General features: G+C 71.2%; 13 protein-coding genes. 9 read left to right on the top strand and 4 right to left on the bottom strand.

The features are described from left to right. Positions 1–35: 35 nt before the first annotated feature. Positions 36–1,526 carry an IMP dehydrogenase gene (locus CHC09_RS30435; protein ID WP_089296676.1) on the bottom strand — a complete coding sequence of 497 codons (1,491 nt, stop codon included), beginning with the start codon at positions 1,524–1,526 and terminating at the stop codon, positions 36–38. Between the two features lie 99 nt (positions 1,527–1,625). Beyond that, the gene (locus CHC09_RS30430; RefSeq protein ID WP_089296742.1) at positions 1,626–2,852 is read right to left on the bottom strand and encodes an MFS transporter; all 1,227 of its coding nucleotides are present in this window, start codon (positions 2,850–2,852) and stop codon (positions 1,626–1,628) included. A 72-nt stretch (positions 2,853–2,924) separates the two neighbouring features. Here CHC09_RS30430 and CHC09_RS30425 point away from each other — a divergent pair, with 72 nt between their 5' ends. Further along, positions 2,925–3,863, top strand: coding sequence for a GlxA family transcriptional regulator (locus tag CHC09_RS30425; RefSeq protein WP_089296741.1), 939 nt, complete (start codon positions 2,925–2,927; stop codon positions 3,861–3,863). A gap of 25 nt (positions 3,864–3,888) precedes the next feature. Here CHC09_RS30425 and CHC09_RS30420 read toward each other — a convergent pair whose 3' ends face one another. Next, positions 3,889–4,773: a LysR family transcriptional regulator gene (locus CHC09_RS30420; protein WP_089296675.1), complete on the bottom strand. Its 885-nt coding sequence runs from the start codon at positions 4,771–4,773 to the stop codon at positions 3,889–3,891. Between the two features lie 68 nt (positions 4,774–4,841). On the opposite strand from CHC09_RS30420, the gene CHC09_RS30415 reads away from it, so the two are divergent. From CHC09_RS30415 to CHC09_RS30385, 6 genes are all read left to right on the top strand, one after another. Next, the gene (locus tag CHC09_RS30415; protein ID WP_089296674.1) at positions 4,842–5,747 is read left to right on the top strand and encodes an EamA family transporter; all 906 of its coding nucleotides are present in this window, start codon (positions 4,842–4,844) and stop codon (positions 5,745–5,747) included. A 19-nt stretch (positions 5,748–5,766) separates the two neighbouring features. Beyond that, positions 5,767–6,750, top strand: coding sequence for a phosphotransferase family protein (locus CHC09_RS30410; RefSeq protein WP_089296673.1), 984 nt, complete (start codon positions 5,767–5,769; stop codon positions 6,748–6,750). Positions 6,751–6,975: 225 nt separating this feature from the next. Next, positions 6,976–8,925 (top strand): calcium-binding protein, encoded by a 1,950-nt coding sequence (locus tag CHC09_RS30400; protein WP_143232667.1) that lies wholly within the window; start codon positions 6,976–6,978, stop codon positions 8,923–8,925. A gap of 100 nt (positions 8,926–9,025) precedes the next feature. Continuing rightward, positions 9,026–9,526: a SigE family RNA polymerase sigma factor gene (locus tag CHC09_RS30395; RefSeq protein ID WP_089296670.1), complete on the top strand. Its 501-nt coding sequence runs from the start codon at positions 9,026–9,028 to the stop codon at positions 9,524–9,526. Positions 9,527–9,528: 2 nt separating this feature from the next. Further along, entirely contained in the window at positions 9,529–10,668 is a 1,140-nt protein-coding gene (locus CHC09_RS30390; protein ID WP_089296669.1) for a hypothetical protein, read from the top strand. A gap of 70 nt (positions 10,669–10,738) precedes the next feature. Further along, positions 10,739–11,470 (top strand): YqjF family protein, encoded by a 732-nt coding sequence (locus CHC09_RS30385; RefSeq protein ID WP_089296668.1) that lies wholly within the window; start codon positions 10,739–10,741, stop codon positions 11,468–11,470. 400 nt (positions 11,471–11,870) lie between these two features. Here CHC09_RS30385 and CHC09_RS46655 read toward each other — a convergent pair whose 3' ends face one another. Continuing rightward, on the bottom strand, positions 11,871–12,047 hold the full coding sequence (locus CHC09_RS46655) for a hypothetical protein (protein ID WP_179277346.1): 177 nt from the start codon (positions 12,045–12,047) through the stop codon (positions 11,871–11,873). Positions 12,048–12,142: 95 nt separating this feature from the next. Between CHC09_RS46655 and CHC09_RS30375 the strand changes: the two genes are divergently transcribed. Together CHC09_RS30375 and CHC09_RS30370 are read left to right on the top strand one after the other, a co-directional pair. Continuing rightward, the gene (locus CHC09_RS30375; RefSeq protein WP_179277345.1) at positions 12,143–12,775 is read left to right on the top strand and encodes a TetR/AcrR family transcriptional regulator; all 633 of its coding nucleotides are present in this window, start codon (positions 12,143–12,145) and stop codon (positions 12,773–12,775) included. A 60-nt stretch (positions 12,776–12,835) separates the two neighbouring features. Beyond that, positions 12,836–14,545: an acyclic terpene utilization AtuA family protein gene (locus CHC09_RS30370; protein WP_089296665.1), complete on the top strand. Its 1,710-nt coding sequence runs from the start codon at positions 12,836–12,838 to the stop codon at positions 14,543–14,545. Positions 14,546–14,555: the final 10 nt, after the last annotated feature.

The raw sequence follows: 14,555 nt of genomic DNA, 5'->3' as shown, positions 1-14,555 counted from the left end.
CGGCCGGCCCTCAGCGGCCGGCCGGGTTCCGTCGGTCAGCCGACCGTGGGGCGTTCGTTGCGCTCGACGTCCTCGGAGTTCTGCACGAAGGTCTGCTGGGAGACCTGGACGAGCGTCGCCGTGTCGTGGAACCGGCGCAGCGTCGTCGAGCCGCAGCTGATCATCGTGGAGCGCAGCTTGGCGAGCGTGACCTTGACGTTGTCGTACAGGCTGCCCGCGTAGGGCACGTAGCCGTCGACACCCTCCTCGAAGTGGAGCTCGGTGCCCTGCCCGTAACGGGCGACGTTGCGGGCCCGCGCGCTGCCCTCGCCCCAGTACTCCTTCAACGCCTGGCCGCGGATCTTGACCAGGGGCGCGGGGCTCTCGGTGAACCGGGCGAAGTAGCGCCCCAGCATCAGGAAGTCGGCGCCGAACGCGAAGGCGATCGCCATGTGCGAGTCGTGCAGCACCCCGCCGTCGGAGCAGAGCGGGACATACATCCCGGTCCGCTGGGTGTAGGCGTCACGCGCCGCGACGATCTCCGCGAGCGCGGAGGCCTGGCCCCGGCCGATGCCCTTCTGGTCGCGGGTGATGCAGATCGAGCCGCCGCCGATGCCGACCTTGACGAAGTCGGCGCCGGCGTCCGCGAGGTACTCGAATCCGCGTGCGTCGACAACGTTGCCGGCGCCGATCCGGACGGCGTCGCCGTACTCCTTCCGGACGAACTCGAGGACCTCCCGCTGCCAGACGGAGTAACCGTCGGAGGAGTCCAGGCAGAGCACGTCCGCGCCCGCTTCGACCAGCGCCGGGATCCGCTCCCGGTAGTCACGGGTGTTGACGCCGGCGCCCACCCGGAACTGCTTGTGGTCGTCGACGCTCTCGTAGCTGAACTGTTTGTGCAGCTCGTAGTCGCGACGCTGGACGAGCGCGGTGACCCGGCCGTCCGCGCCGACGATCGGCAGCACGTCCTGGCGCGAGTCCCACAGGAGCTCGTTCGCCGTCGACAGCGACATCCCGGGCGTCCCGGTCACGAGCTCGGCGCCGCGGCGCATCCGGCTCTCGACGCTGTCGTCGACGCGGTGCCGGTGGAAGTTGAAGTCCTGGGCGGTGATCAGCCCGAGGAACGCCCCGGGCGGAGTTCCGTCGTCGGTGACGACCGCCACCGCCCGGCCGGTGGAGCGCAACAGCGCGTCGGCCTCGCCGAGCGTCGCGGTCGGCTTGATGTTGACGTCGTTGTGCCGGAACCCGGCCTTGTGCTTCTTGACCGCGGAGACCATGGCGGCCTGCTCGTCGATCGGCTGGTTCTGATGGACGAACGAGATGCCGCCGACCTGGGCCAGCGCGATCGCGAGCTGCGGCGATGAGACGGCACCCATGATCGCGCTGACCAGCGGGGTGGCGATCCGGATCGGGGACTCCTCGCCGACCGGGTGCCGGACCAGCGGCGTGGACAGGTCGACATTGTCCGGCGTGCAGGTTTCGTCGGTGAGGTTGGGCACGAGTAGGTATTCACCGAAGGTGCGGGAGATCTCGGGCAGGATCCGCACTGCTGCACTCCTTTAATAATAGATATGCTGGTTTTATGGTGATTGTCGGGTGATCAGATGACGTTACCAGCCGTCATCGCACCGCTTTGAATCGCACAGTCAAGCCCGGCGCAGGCGTCGCACCGGCGGTGTGAGCAGCAGCGCCACGCAGACAGCGAGACTGACGCCGGTGGCGACGAACAGCAGGGTGCGCGGATCGACGATCCCGAGGACCGGCCCGACCAGCGCCTGCCCGACGGCCATCCCGGCCACCGAGCCGGCCACCTCGTAGGCGGTGACCCGGTTGAGGACCTCCGGCGCGACCTGCGTCTGCACACTCGTGGACCACATCACCGACCAGAACGCCCAGGCGACGCCGCCCACCAGGTGACCCGCCATCAGCAGCGGCAGCGGCAGCTCGAGCGCCACCGACAACGGGATGAACGCGAACCCGGACATGGCGATCCCGCCGGCGGCGAGCGGACGCGCGGGGCGGAGCCGGATCGCGACGAGTCCACCGAGGACCGTGCCGGCACCGAGACCGGCCATCACCCAGGCGTACGCGACGTCGCCGAGACGGTCACCGATCAGGCGTGAACTCAGCGGGATGTACGGCCCGAAGACCAGGACGCCGAAGAGCACCCAGATCAGGATCACCGACCACATCCAGGAGCGGGAACGGAACTCCGACCAGCCCCGGCGCAGATCGAGCAGGACCGTCGAGGGCTTCCCGGCCCGGGCGAGCGGTCGAATCCGGACGAGGGCCAGACAGAGCGCGCTCAGCAGGAACGTGCCCGCGTCGACGGCGTAGACGGTGCCGGCGCCGGCCAGCACCATCAGCAGACCCGCGAGGACCGGGCCGCCGACCTGGGTGGCCGCCTCGGCCACCTTCAGCGTGCCGTTCGCGCGCTGCGGATCCGCGGCCACCAGCGGGACCATGCCGTTCACGCCCGGCTGGAACATCGCGGCGGCCGTCCCGGACAGGAACGACGCGGACAGCAGCAGCCAGAGCGGCGGGTCCCCGGTCAAGAACGCGACGGCCAGCACCCCCTGGGTGAGGATCCGGACGACGTCGGCGCCGATCATCATCGTCCGGGCACCCACCCGGTCGGCGAAGACCCCGCCGAACAGCACGAAGATCACGAACGGGGCGGTCCAGATCGCCAGCACGTAGCCGACGCCGGACACCCCGTGGATCGCGCCGACGGCCAGTGCCGCCACGACCGGCAACATCGCGTCACCGAGCAGGGACACCGTACGAGCACCGAAGAACAGGGCGAAGTCTCTGGTCCACAGCCGGTCCGAGGTGGCGACGGGCGGTCGCCGATCGAGAAGTGCAAGCTTCATGATCACCAATTGTGGGCGGCCGGTGAACCGCCCACAGGCGCCCAGGACGACGTCGGTGGGTACATTCGGGCCATGAAGCACCGCGTGGTCGCCCTGGTCGGTCCGCCGCTCGAGATGTACCGGGTGACCAGCGCCTCGGCCGTCTTCGGCGATCACGGCCCGGACATCCCCACGCACTACGACTTCGCCCTCTGCACGGAGACTCCGGGACCGGTCCGGACCACCATGGAGGTCGACGTGATCGTCGAGCACGGGCTGGAGGCCCTCACCACCGCCGACACCGTCCTCATCCCCGGCTGGTGCCCCGGCCCGGAGGTCTCCCCGGAGGTCGGCGCGGCGGTCCGCGCCGCCCACAGCCGCGGCGCGCGCATCGTGGCCATCTGCTCGGGGATCTACGTCCCGGCGAGCCTGGGCCTGCTCGACGGCCGCGCCGCCGCGACCCACTGGGAGCTGACCGCCGATCTCGCCGCCCGCTACCCACTGATCCGGTCCGACGCGTCGGTGCTCTACGTGGACCACGGTGACGTGGCCACCGCCGGTGCGTCGGCCACGACCGTCGACCTCTGCCTCAACCAGGTCCGGCGCGACCACGGCGCGGCCCTGGCGATGCGGATCGGCCGTCAGCTGGCCGCGGCCCCGCACCGCGAGGGCAGCCAGCGCCAGTTCCCCCGGTTGCCGACCACCGGCCCGGTTCCCGACTCGCTCGCCCCGCTGCTCGACTGGATCACCGCCCGCCTGGACCAGCCGCTGACGGTGGACCACATGGCGGCCCGCGCCGGCCTCTCCCGCCGCACCCTGACCCGGCACTTCACCGACCAGCTCGGCGTCTCTCCCGGCCGCTGGCTGCTCGACCGCCGGATTGCCAGCACCCGCGCCCTGCTCGAGGAGACCGACCTCCCGGTCGGGGCCATCGCCCAGCGCGTCGGGCTGTCCTCAGCGGTGAACCTGCGCCGCCGCTTCCGCGCCGCGCTCGACACCACGCCCGCCGCGTACCGGCGATCCTTCCGCTGACCGGGCCGGCTCCCGGCGCCGTCACCTACTCCTGCTCCGGCTCGACGGGCGCCTGCGACCCGCCGTAGGCGGCCTGGCTCAACCGGATCAGATCGTCGAGCAGGGCCGGCGGATCGTCGCGCCACCAGGCGAGCCAGACCGGGATCGGCGGCACCTGGCGCAGCCGGCGATAGGCCACCCCCGGCCGCGGATTCTGGTTCGCCGTGGCCTCGGAGGTGACCCCGACCGCCTGGTTCGCGGCGATCAGGGTCAGCCACTCGTCGACCCCGTGCGTGCGGCGGACCATCGCCGGGGCCGGCCCCGGCTCCCACAGGTCGAGCGTCGTCGTCCCGGTCCGCGCGTCGATCGCCACGGTGTACCGGGCCAGGTCGCCCACCCGCAGCGTCCGCCGCCGGGCCAGCGGGTTCTCGGTGGAGACCGCCGCGAACCGCGCCTCGGCGCCGATCCGCGCGGTCGCGAACCGCGGATCGTCCAGCGGCCGGCGGATCACCGCGATCTCCGCGGCGCCCTCGCTCAGCCCGGCCGTGACGCTGTTGGTGTGCACGAACACCAGCGGAATCCCCGGCCGCAGGCCGGCCCAGGCCCGCTGCAACCGCCGGGTGTGCTTGCCCATCGCCGCCCACGCGTAGCCGACCCGCAACTCGGTGCGGGACTGCTCGGCGATCCGGTGCAGGTGGGCCACCTCGTCGAGGACGCGCCGGGCGCCGGCGAGCACCTGGGCGCCGGTGCCGGTCAGGCTGACGTGCCGGGTGGTGCGTTGCAGCAGGCGGACGCCGAGCGCCTCCTCGAGCGCCGCGACCGACCGGGACACCGCGGCCTGCGAGGTGTTCAGATCGGTCGCGGCGTCGGTGAACGTGCCGGCCTCCACCACCGCGACGAGCGCGCGGAGGTGACGCAGCTGCAAATCCATACGCCCAGCGTATAAGTCTCGCGGCGAAGGCATTTCTCTCCGGCGCCCCGGCGGGCTTCGATTGGGCCATGACGGCACAACTGGAGGCCCCCGCGCGGACCCGCGGCGGTGGGGGACTGGCCGGCGGGCTGGCCACCATGGTGATCGGCGCGGCCAGCAGCCAGTTCGGCGCGGCCGTCGGCGCCCACGCGTTCGGCAGCATCGGCCCGGCCGGGGTGGTCGCCGTCCGCCAGATGGTCGCGGCCGCCGTGCTGATCCCGGTGGGCCGGCCGCCACTGCACCGGTTCCGCTGGCCGCAGTGGTGGCCGACGATCCTGCTCGGCCTGGTCTTCGCGACCATGAATCTGAGCCTCTACATCGCGGCGGACCGGGTCGGGCTGGGCCTCGCCGTCACGCTGGAGTTCCTCGGGCCGCTGAGCGTGGCGCTCGCCGGATCCCGTACCGGAAGAGATCTGGTCTGTGCCTTCGGCGCCGCCGCCGGGGTCTATGTCCTGGTGCTGCCGCAGGGCGGCAGCGACTGGTACGGGATCGGCTCCGGGCTGCTCGCCGCCGTCTGCTGGGCCTCCTACATCCTGCTCAACCGCCTGCTCGGCCGGCGACTGCCGGGCCTGCAGGCGCCCGCCGCCGCGACCACCGTCTCCGTGCTGCTCTACCTGCCGGTGCTGGCCTGGCTGATCGGTTCCGGCCGGATGACCGGCGCGGGCCTGCTCTTCGCGACCGGTGCGGGGGTGTTCAGCTCGGTGATCCCGTACGCGGTCGATCTGATCGCCCTGCGCCGCGTCCCGCCGCGCTTCTTCGGCGTGGTGATGAGCGTCCACCCGGTCTTCGCCGCCCTGGCCGGGCTGGTCCTGCTCGGCCAGGCGCTGCACCCGCACGAGTGGCTCGGCATCCTCATCGTCGTCGCCGTCAACGCGTTCGCGGTCACCCCGCCGCGGCGAACCAAAATCGATCAAGACCTTTCCGGTACGGCGTGAGCGACGCTAGGTTGCCGCCGTGGACAGCATCACCAAGAACCGGCAGACCCCGGACGTGCTGCGTGCGATGATCGCGCGTGCCTACGGCTCCGAGGAGGTCCCGGACGGCGACGACTGGTGCGACGAGCTCGGTCACGGCTGGTTCAACGTCGCGTACCGGATCCGGCTGCGCTCCGGCCGCGAGGTCGTCCTCAAGATCGCCCCGCCGCCGGGCATCGAGGTGATGACCTACGAGCGCGACGCGATGGCGACCGAGCTCGCCGCGCTGCGCCTGGTCCGGGAGCACACCACCGTCCCCGTGCCCGACATCGAGTTCGCCGACCGGAGCCGGGAGCTGTGCGACGCGGACTGGTTCTTCATGCCGTTCATCGCCGGCGACAACCTGGGCATGCTCCGCGACGAGCACTCGGCCGAGGAACGTGCCGCCTACAACGAGCTGCTCGGCGCGCTGAACCGTGACCTCAACGCCGTCCGTGGCCCGCACTTCGGTCCGCTCGACGGGCCGGGCGATCCGACCTGGCGGGCCGCCTTCCTCCGGATGATCGAGGGCGTGCTCCGCGACGGCGAACGCCGCACGGTCGACCTGGGCTTCCCGTACGCCGAGGTCCGCGCGGTGATCGCGGCCCACGCCGGCAGTCTCGACGAGGTGACCGAGCCGTGCTTCGTCGAGTGGGACATGTGGGACAACAACGTCATGGTCCGCGACGGCCGGATCGTGGCGATCATCGACCACGAGCGCGCCTTCTACGGCGATCCGCTGATCGAGGCCGGCTTCACCGGCAGCGAGGTCCCCGCGTACGGCGATTCGTCCGCCTTCATCCGTGGCTACGGCCACGGTCCCGCCACCGAGGACGAGCGTGTCCGCCGGCGCCTGTACTGCCTCTACCTCGTCCTGATCATGACCATCGAGACGGCCTACCGGAACTTCCCCGGCACCGGCAACTACGAATGGGCGCGCGCACGCCTGACCGAGACGATGGCCCTGTTCGACGGCGGCCGCTGAGGCCAAAGGTCGGTCCTCTCACAACATTTCGCGACCGGCGCACCGAGATCCACCAGCGGTGGGGCGGTCGCATTTGGCGCAACAACTCCGTCTCGCCAAGCGGCACCGGAAGTGGTCTTGTGCGTGGGTGCGGCGCCGGCCGGATCACCGAATCCGCTGGAGCCCTCGGCATTCAACCGTTACCGGAGCCGGGCGGTGTGCCCGGCGGGAAGGGACGTGGTTGTCATGTGGACAACCTCAGCAGGCAGGAGGAGCCTCGCAGCAAGGCTCTGCGCGATCTTCGCGACCACCGCCCTGGCGACGCTGGCCGCGGTGGCTCTGGAGACCTCACCGGCGGCCGCGGCCGTGGGGACCGAGCGCGTCAGCGTCAGCACCGGCGGCACGCAGGGCGATGCCGACAGCGCGGCCGATCTCCCCAATGGTGTTTCGAGCGATGACGGCCGCTACATCGTGTTCGACTCCTTCGCGACGAATCTGGTCGCCGGCGACACCAACAACGACCTGGACGTGTTCGTGCGCGACCGCCAGGCCGGCACCACCGAGCGGGTCAGCGTCTCGTCCGGCGGCGCCCAGGGGAACGGCAGTTCGGCTCTCTCGGCGATCAGTGGCGACGGAAGGTATGTGGTCTTCACGTCGGAGGCCGACAATCTCGTGTCCGGCGACACCAACGCCACCGGTGACGTGTTCCTGCGGGACCGCCAGGCCGGCACCACCGAGCGGGTCAGCCTCACCACCGGTGGTGGGCAGGCCGACGGCGCGTCGGTTCAGCCCACGGTGTCCGACGACGGTAACCGCGTGGCGTTCCTATCGGTGGCCGATGACCTGGTGACCGGAGACACCAACGACACGTCGGATGCCTTCGTGCGAGACCGGCAGGCCGGCACCACCGTACGGGTCAGCGTCTCCTCCGGAGGAGCCCAAGGGAACGACTTCGTCTCGCTTCCGGTCATCAGCGGCGGAGGCGGCCAGGTGGCGTTCACCTCCGCCGCGGACAACCTCGTGCCGAGCGACACCAACGGGACGTCGGACGTCTTCGTCCACATCCTCCAGACCGCGACCACGGAACGTGTCAGCGTCTCCAGCGGTGGCGGTCAGAGCGCGGACGGGACCAACGGCCGAGCCTCGATCAGTGACGACGGCCGCTATGTCGCCTTCGATTCGGCGGCCACCGACCTCGTCGCGTCGGACACCAACGGCGCTTTCGACGCCTTCGTGCGGGACCGTCAGGCGGGCACGACGGAACGCGTGAACCTCACCAGCGGCGGCGCGGAGGCCAACGCCGAATCGGGCCTCCCGTCGATCAGTGACGACGGCCGCTACGTCGCCTTCCCGTCGGCCGCGACCAACCTTGTCGCGTCGGACACCAACAGCGTTCTCGACGTGTTCGTCCGCGACCGTCAGAACTCGACGACCGAACGCGTGAGCCTCACCAACGGCGGCGCCGAGGCCGATGGTGACTCGGACCCCGCCTTCATCAGCGGTGACGGACAGCATGTGGCGTTCACTTCGTCCGCGACCAACCTGGTGGCCTCCGACACCAACGGTGTACGCGACATGTTCGTGCGCGATCTGACCGCCGACGCGTGCACCATCACCGGGACCAGTGGCAACGACACGCTCACCGGCACCGGAGGCGCCGACGTGATCTGCGGTCTCGGCGGCAACGACACCATCAACGCCCTGGGCGGAGCGGACACCATCGAGGGCGGCAGCGGGGACGACATCATCGACGGCGGCAACAACTCCGACATCATCAACGGCGGTGACGGCGCCGACACCATCAACGGTGGCCTCGGCACCGACACGATCAACGGCGGTGACGGCGCCGACGACCTCGACGGCGGCGGCGACGGCGACGGCATCAGCGGCGGGAACGGCAACGACGTCATCGACGGCGGCGGTGGCGCCGACAACATCAACGGTGGTGACGGCACGGACGGCATCGACGGTGGCGCCAGCGACGACACCATCGACGGCGGGCCGGGCAACGACGACCTGGACGGGCAGGGCGGCCAGGACACCCTGATCGACCACGACGGCACCGACACCACGTTCGGTGACGCCGGCAACGACCACCTCGACGTGCAGGACGGCGTCGGTGGCGACACCGCCAACGGCGGAACCGGCACCGACACCTGCGCCGCCGACGGCGGCGACACGGTCAGCAGCTGTTGATCACGATCTGGAGGGTCACCTGTCCCCGGGCGGGTGGCCCTTCTCGAAATCAGGTGGCGACCGTGTCAACAACCGGCGGCCTCGCGAGCGTTCTTCCATCGTGACGTTCGAAGAGTTCGTATCCGCCCGCATCGGTCATCTGGTGCGCTATGCGACCGTGGTCACCTGGGACCCGCACCTGGCCGAGGACATCACCCAGAACGTCCTGGTCCGGGTGCAGGCCCGCTGGTCGCGGATCAGCCGGATGGACGCGCCGGAGCTCTACGTGAAGCGCATGCTCGTCAACGAGTTCCTGTCCTGGCGGCGCCGCCGGGCGGCCCGGTCGATCCCGGTGCCCGCCGAGACCCTGAGCGGGTTCCTGCCGGCGACGCCCGACCAGTCGGCTCAACGGGACGACCGGGACGCGGTCCTGCGCGTGATCGCGATGCTGCCACCCCGGCAGCGGGCGGTGATCGCCCTGCGCTTCTACGAGGACCTGGCCGTCGAGCAGATCGCCGACATGCTCGGCTGTCGAACGGTCACTGTCCGTACCCACCTCATGCGTGCGCTGGCGACCCTGCAGAGTGTGCTGCCGGCCGCGCTCGTGACCACCGGGGAGTAACCGTGACCAGGGAGATCGAGGATCTGATCCGTACCGCCCAGGAGCGTCAGGCCGACCGCGCGCTGCCGGCCGACCGGATCCGGGCGGCGCTGCCGCGACGTGCCGCGCAGGCCCGGCGCCGCCGGCGATACGGCATGGCCGGCGCGGCGGTCGCCGCCGTGAGTGTCGCGGCGGCCGTCACCGTGCCGGTGGTGCTGTTGCGCGGCCCCGGCCCGGCCGGCACGGCGCCGACCGCGGCCGGGGCGGCCACCGCACCGAGCGGCGCGGAACCCACCGTGGCCGCACTGCCGCAGACGTACCCCCTCGGCTACCGACCGGCCTGGGCGCCGCCCGGGTTCGGCGAGCGGATCCGGTTCGCCGACAGCAGTCAGCCGGGCGACCCGTTCGGCCCGACCGTGCAACGGGTGTGGAAGAAGCAGGTCGGGCCCGGTGACCCGTGGAACGGGGCCGGGATCACCCTCTACGTCCGCACCGAGGTCCCGGATCCCGCGCAGGCGATGGACACCTCCGGCCAGCGGGTCGACATCAACGGAGTACGGGGCTACTACTCGGCAGGCGGTGACGCGAAGTCGTACGTGGACTGGTCGCCGAACGGGCACACGGTGCTGATGCTCGCCGCGGGCCACTTCGACATCAGCAAGGCGGATCTGCTGCGGATGGCCCGTTCGGTGCGGCCCGACCCGACGGTCGCCACGATCCCGGTGAACCTGCGCTGGCTGCCCGAGGGCTGGACGACCACCGCCGCCACGATCAGCGGCCAGGGCCCGACCACCTGGCGGGCCGAGGTGAGCGCGGTCCGGCGCGAGGTGCCGACCGGGGCGGCGACCCCGGGCAAGGACAAGCGCGGCGTGCCGCCCGTGGAAGGCGGCACCGTGGAGACCGGCAGCCTGTCGGTCGTGGTCGGCGCCGTCACCGACGCACCGGCCGGCGGTAAGCAGCTCACGGTCGGTGGCCATCCGGCCCGTCAGCCGGTACGAACCGACGCGCCCGGCCGGGACCTGATCTACCTGGTCGTCGACCTCGGCCAGGGCCGCCTGATGACCCTGGTCGGCGAAGGCGCCGGGCTCACCGTCGACGATCTGGTGAAGGTCGCCGAGCAGGCCGAGGTCAACCCGCCCGGCAAGGGCTGGATCGGTAACTGACGCCCCACTCCGGCGCGCCGTCCTCGGGGCGGCGCGCCGGTCGCGTCCGGCTCTGCGGCAAGCTGTGCGGGTGGACGTCGAGGAGATAACCACCGAGACCGTACGGCCGGTGTCGCGCGCCGTGCTCGGCCAGCGCTGGACCGACCTGGCCTTCCTGCACTGGGCGGTCGACCCGGAACGGGTGGCGCCGCTGCTGCCGCCGGGCACCGTCCCCGACACCGTCGACGGGGTCACCTACGCCGGGGTGATCGGCTTCCGGATGGAGCGTTTCGGGTTCCTGGGCGGGCCCGGGGTGCCCTATCTCGGGACGTTCTGTGAGACGAACGTCAGGCTCTACAGCGTCGACGCCCAGGGCCGGCGGGCCGTCGTGTTCCGGTCCCTCGAAGCGGAGCGGTTGATCCCGGTGCTGGTCGCGCGGGTGAGCCTGCGATTGCCGTACATGTGGGCGCGGATGCGGCTGACCCGGGCGGGCGAAGAACTCTCGTACGTCTCACGCCGTCGCTGGCCCGGCCCGCGCACCGCGACCAACCGGATGCGGATCCGGGTCGGTGAGCCGATCGCCGAGCCGACGCCGCTGGAGCACTTCCTCACCGCCCGATGGGGGCTGCACACCCGGGCCTGGGGCCGGACCCGGCACCTGGCGAACGACCATCCGCGCTGGCCACTGCACCGCGCCGACCTGCTCGACCTGGACGACACCCTGCTGGCCGCCGCCGGACTGCCCGGCCTCGACACCCCGCCGGCCAGCGTCCTCTATTCACCCGGCGTCCCGGTGACCTTCGGCCCCGTCACAACTCCATGAGCGTGACGGCGTATCCCCGATAAATTGCAGGGATCCGGGTGACAACGACGGCGTTCATCTGTATCGCCTCGTGTGCGACCTGGGCGGCCATCTGTTCCGCCATCAGGGTGGTGTAAAGCGGATTGCGCTCCAGCCGGGGGTGCGGCCAGATCACCGACGAGGGCCGCGGTGCGTGCTGAGAGGTCCAGGTCGCGCAGACCCTGGAGCCCGAGCAGATGATCCCAGAGGGTCGGGTTCACCCGTACCGCGGCTTGGGCCTCCAGCACTGCCAGGGCCGGCACCACCGCGGTCAGGTTCCCGACCGCGGCGTTACCGGCCATCTGCATCATCGTGGGATGGCCCTGCATCAGTTCGACGAGCGCACTCGCGTCCAGAACGCGCAGCGGATGATGTACGGCGGTCACGCTGCTTGAGACCTCCGCTGAGCGATGAGTTCAGCGAGCTCGCGGTCGGCGCGTTCCACCTTCTCGTTGAAGCGAGCCTCGTCCTCCGCGGTCCACGGCGGTAGCGGTGCCAGGCCCAGTACCTCGGCCAATGCCTCGGCGGCCCGTCGTTCGGGGCGGTTGTCATGCGTCACCCCCTGAGCGTATCCACGTCGATGGGCGGTCGCCACCACCCGATTTGTCGATGTCCGTTCGGTGGTCCCCGGAAGAGCGAGCGATTATGGAGACCATGGGTCGATCACGAACCAACCCGGCGCCGACCGCGCCGGCCACCGCGCGCGGGCGGCGGACCAGGGACGCGCTGCTCGGGGCCGGCCGGGAACTGCTGGAGACCCGTGGCTGGGCGGCGTTCACCCCGGAGCAGGTGGCCCAGGCGGCAGGCGTCTCCTACGGGACCTTCTACACCTACTTCGAGTCGAAGGACGACCTGCTGCGCGCGATCGTCCGGGCGGTCGCGGAGGAGATGTTCACCGAGAGCCTGGTCGCCCCGGACACCGCCGACGAGCCGTATGTCCGGATCGTCGAGTCCAACCGCGGCTACCTGCGCGCCTGGCGCAACGCCTCCCGCGTCCTGCGCCTGGTCGAGCAGGGCGCCGACTCGGACGACGCGCTGCGTCGAATGCTGCTGGAGGTCCGCGAGCGCTACGTGCACCGCGGCGCCGAGGGCCTGCGCCGCCTGCAGGAGGCCGGCCTGGCCGATCGTGATCTCGATCCGCGGCTGACCGCGATCGTGCTCGGGGCGATGGTCGAGCAGATGGCGCACGTCATCTATTCGCTGCGCGAGCCGCTCGACGAGGACGAGGTGGTCAACCACATGTCGAGGTTGTGGGCCTCCGCGATCGGCCTCCGCGAGCATCCTTGACAATTTTGTCAGATTGCCTACGGTGACCCTGACCACCGAGTCGCGGGGAGGCGAGGCGAGATGCGAACGATCCGTGTCGGCAATTGCTCCGGCTTCTACGGCGACCGCCTCTCCGCCATGCGCGAGATGCTGGAGGGCGGCCCGCTCGACTACCTGACCGGCGACTACCTGGCCGAGCTGACCATGCTCATCCTCGGCCGGGACCGGCTGAAGAACCCCGAGCTGGGGTACGCCCGGACGTTCCTCCGCCAGCTCGCCGACTGCCTGCAGCTCGCCAGGTCGGCGAACGTCCGGATCGTCACGAACGCGGGCGGCCTCAACCCCGCCGCCCTCGCCACGGCGATCAGGTCCCTGGACGCGGACGTCGAGGTCGCCTACGTCTGCGGTGACGACCTGCTCCACCCCGAGAGCGGCCGCACCTGGCCCGGAGCGCTCACCGCCAACGCGTACCTCGGTGCCTTCGGCATCGCCGAGGCCCTGCGCGCCGGCGCCGACATCGTCGTCACCGGCCGCGTCACCGACGCCTCGCTCACCCTCGGACCGGCGATCGCCGAGTTCGGCTGGACCCGCGACGACCTCGACGAACTCGCCGCCGGAATCGTCGCCGGCCACGTCCTGGAGTGCGGCACCCAGGCCACCGGCGGCAACTTCAGCGGCTTCACCACCATCGACACCAGCCGCCCGCTCGGCTTCCCGATCGCCGAGCTCAGCGCGGACGGCACGGTCGTCATCACCAAGCACCCGGTCACCGGCGGCGCGGTCACCGTCGACACGGTCACCGCCCAGCTCGTCTACGAGATCGACACTCCCCACTATCTCAACCCGGACGTGGTGACCCGCCTCGACACGGTCCAGCTGACCCAGAAAGATCAGGACCAGGTCGAGATCTCCGGCGTACGGGGTTCAGCCCCGCCCGCCACCACCAAGGTCGGCATCAACCGCCTCGGCGGCCACCGCAACTCGGTCTCGTTCGTCCTGACCGGCCTGGACCTCGACACGAAGGCCGCCTGGGTGCGCCGCCAGCTCGAGGCCGGGCTGCCGAAGCGTCCCGCCGAGATGACCTGGGACCTGGTCCGCACCGACCGGCCCGACCCGGCCACCCAGCGCGAGGCGTCCGCCCTGCTCTGCTGCCACGTCAAGGATCCCGACCCGAACCTGGTCGGGCGCGCGTTCAGCAGCGCCGCGGTCGAGCTGGCCCTCGCCTCCTATCCGGGCTTCCACGTCACCGCGCCGCCCGCCGAGGCCAGCCCGTTCGGGGTCTTCGAAGCCGCCTATCTCCCGCAGTCCGAGGTCCCGCACCTCGTTGTTCTCCCCGACGGCACCCGACTCCACATCCCACCCCCACCCACCACGGCTGGTTCCCTCGAGGATGTCAGCGGTCCGGCGACGACTGTGGGGACCGGCTGGGACCCGGAGCGGGCGACGACGCCGGCGCCGCTCGGGCGTCTCGTGTACGCGCGGTCCGGGGACAAGGGCGGTGCCGCCAACGTCGGCGTCTGGATTCCCGCGGGGCACCCACGCCGGCGGGACGCCTATGACTGGCTGGCCGGGTGGCTCGACGCCGACCGGGTGCGCAAACTCCTGCCCGAGGCCGCTGAGCTCGACGTGACCGTTCACGCGCTGCCCGACCTGGCCGCGCTCAACATCGTCATCGAGGGTCTGCTCGGAGCCGGCGTCGCCGCGTCGACCCGGTTCGATCCCCAGGCCAAGGCGGTCGGGGAGTGGCTGCGCGCCCGGAACGCGGACATCCCCACGGAGCTGCTGCGATGAGCCCCGGCCC

The organism is Actinoplanes regularis (genome assembly GCF_900188005.1).
GTDB lineage: Bacteria > Actinomycetota > Actinomycetes > Mycobacteriales > Micromonosporaceae > Actinoplanes > Actinoplanes regularis.
The sequence above is the reverse complement of the archived record's forward strand: the minus strand, read 5'-3'. Positions and strand labels throughout refer to the sequence as shown.

Coding starts and splice junctions, on each gene's coding strand:
- CHC09_RS30430 (WP_089296742.1), bottom strand. CDS start 2,852: ATGAAGCTTGCACTTCTCGATCGGCGACCGCCCGTCGCCACCTCGGAC.
- CHC09_RS30425 (WP_089296741.1), top strand. CDS start 2,925: ATGAAGCACCGCGTGGTCGCCCTGGTCGGTCCGCCGCTCGAGATGTAC.
- CHC09_RS30420 (WP_089296675.1), bottom strand. CDS start 4,773: ATGGATTTGCAGCTGCGTCACCTCCGCGCGCTCGTCGCGGTGGTGGAG.
- CHC09_RS30415 (WP_089296674.1), top strand. CDS start 4,842: ATGACGGCACAACTGGAGGCCCCCGCGCGGACCCGCGGCGGTGGGGGA.
- CHC09_RS30400 (WP_143232667.1), top strand. CDS start 6,976: ATGTGGACAACCTCAGCAGGCAGGAGGAGCCTCGCAGCAAGGCTCTGC.
- CHC09_RS30375 (WP_179277345.1), top strand. CDS start 12,143: ATGGGTCGATCACGAACCAACCCGGCGCCGACCGCGCCGGCCACCGCG.
- CHC09_RS30370 (WP_089296665.1), top strand. CDS start 12,836: ATGCGAACGATCCGTGTCGGCAATTGCTCCGGCTTCTACGGCGACCGC.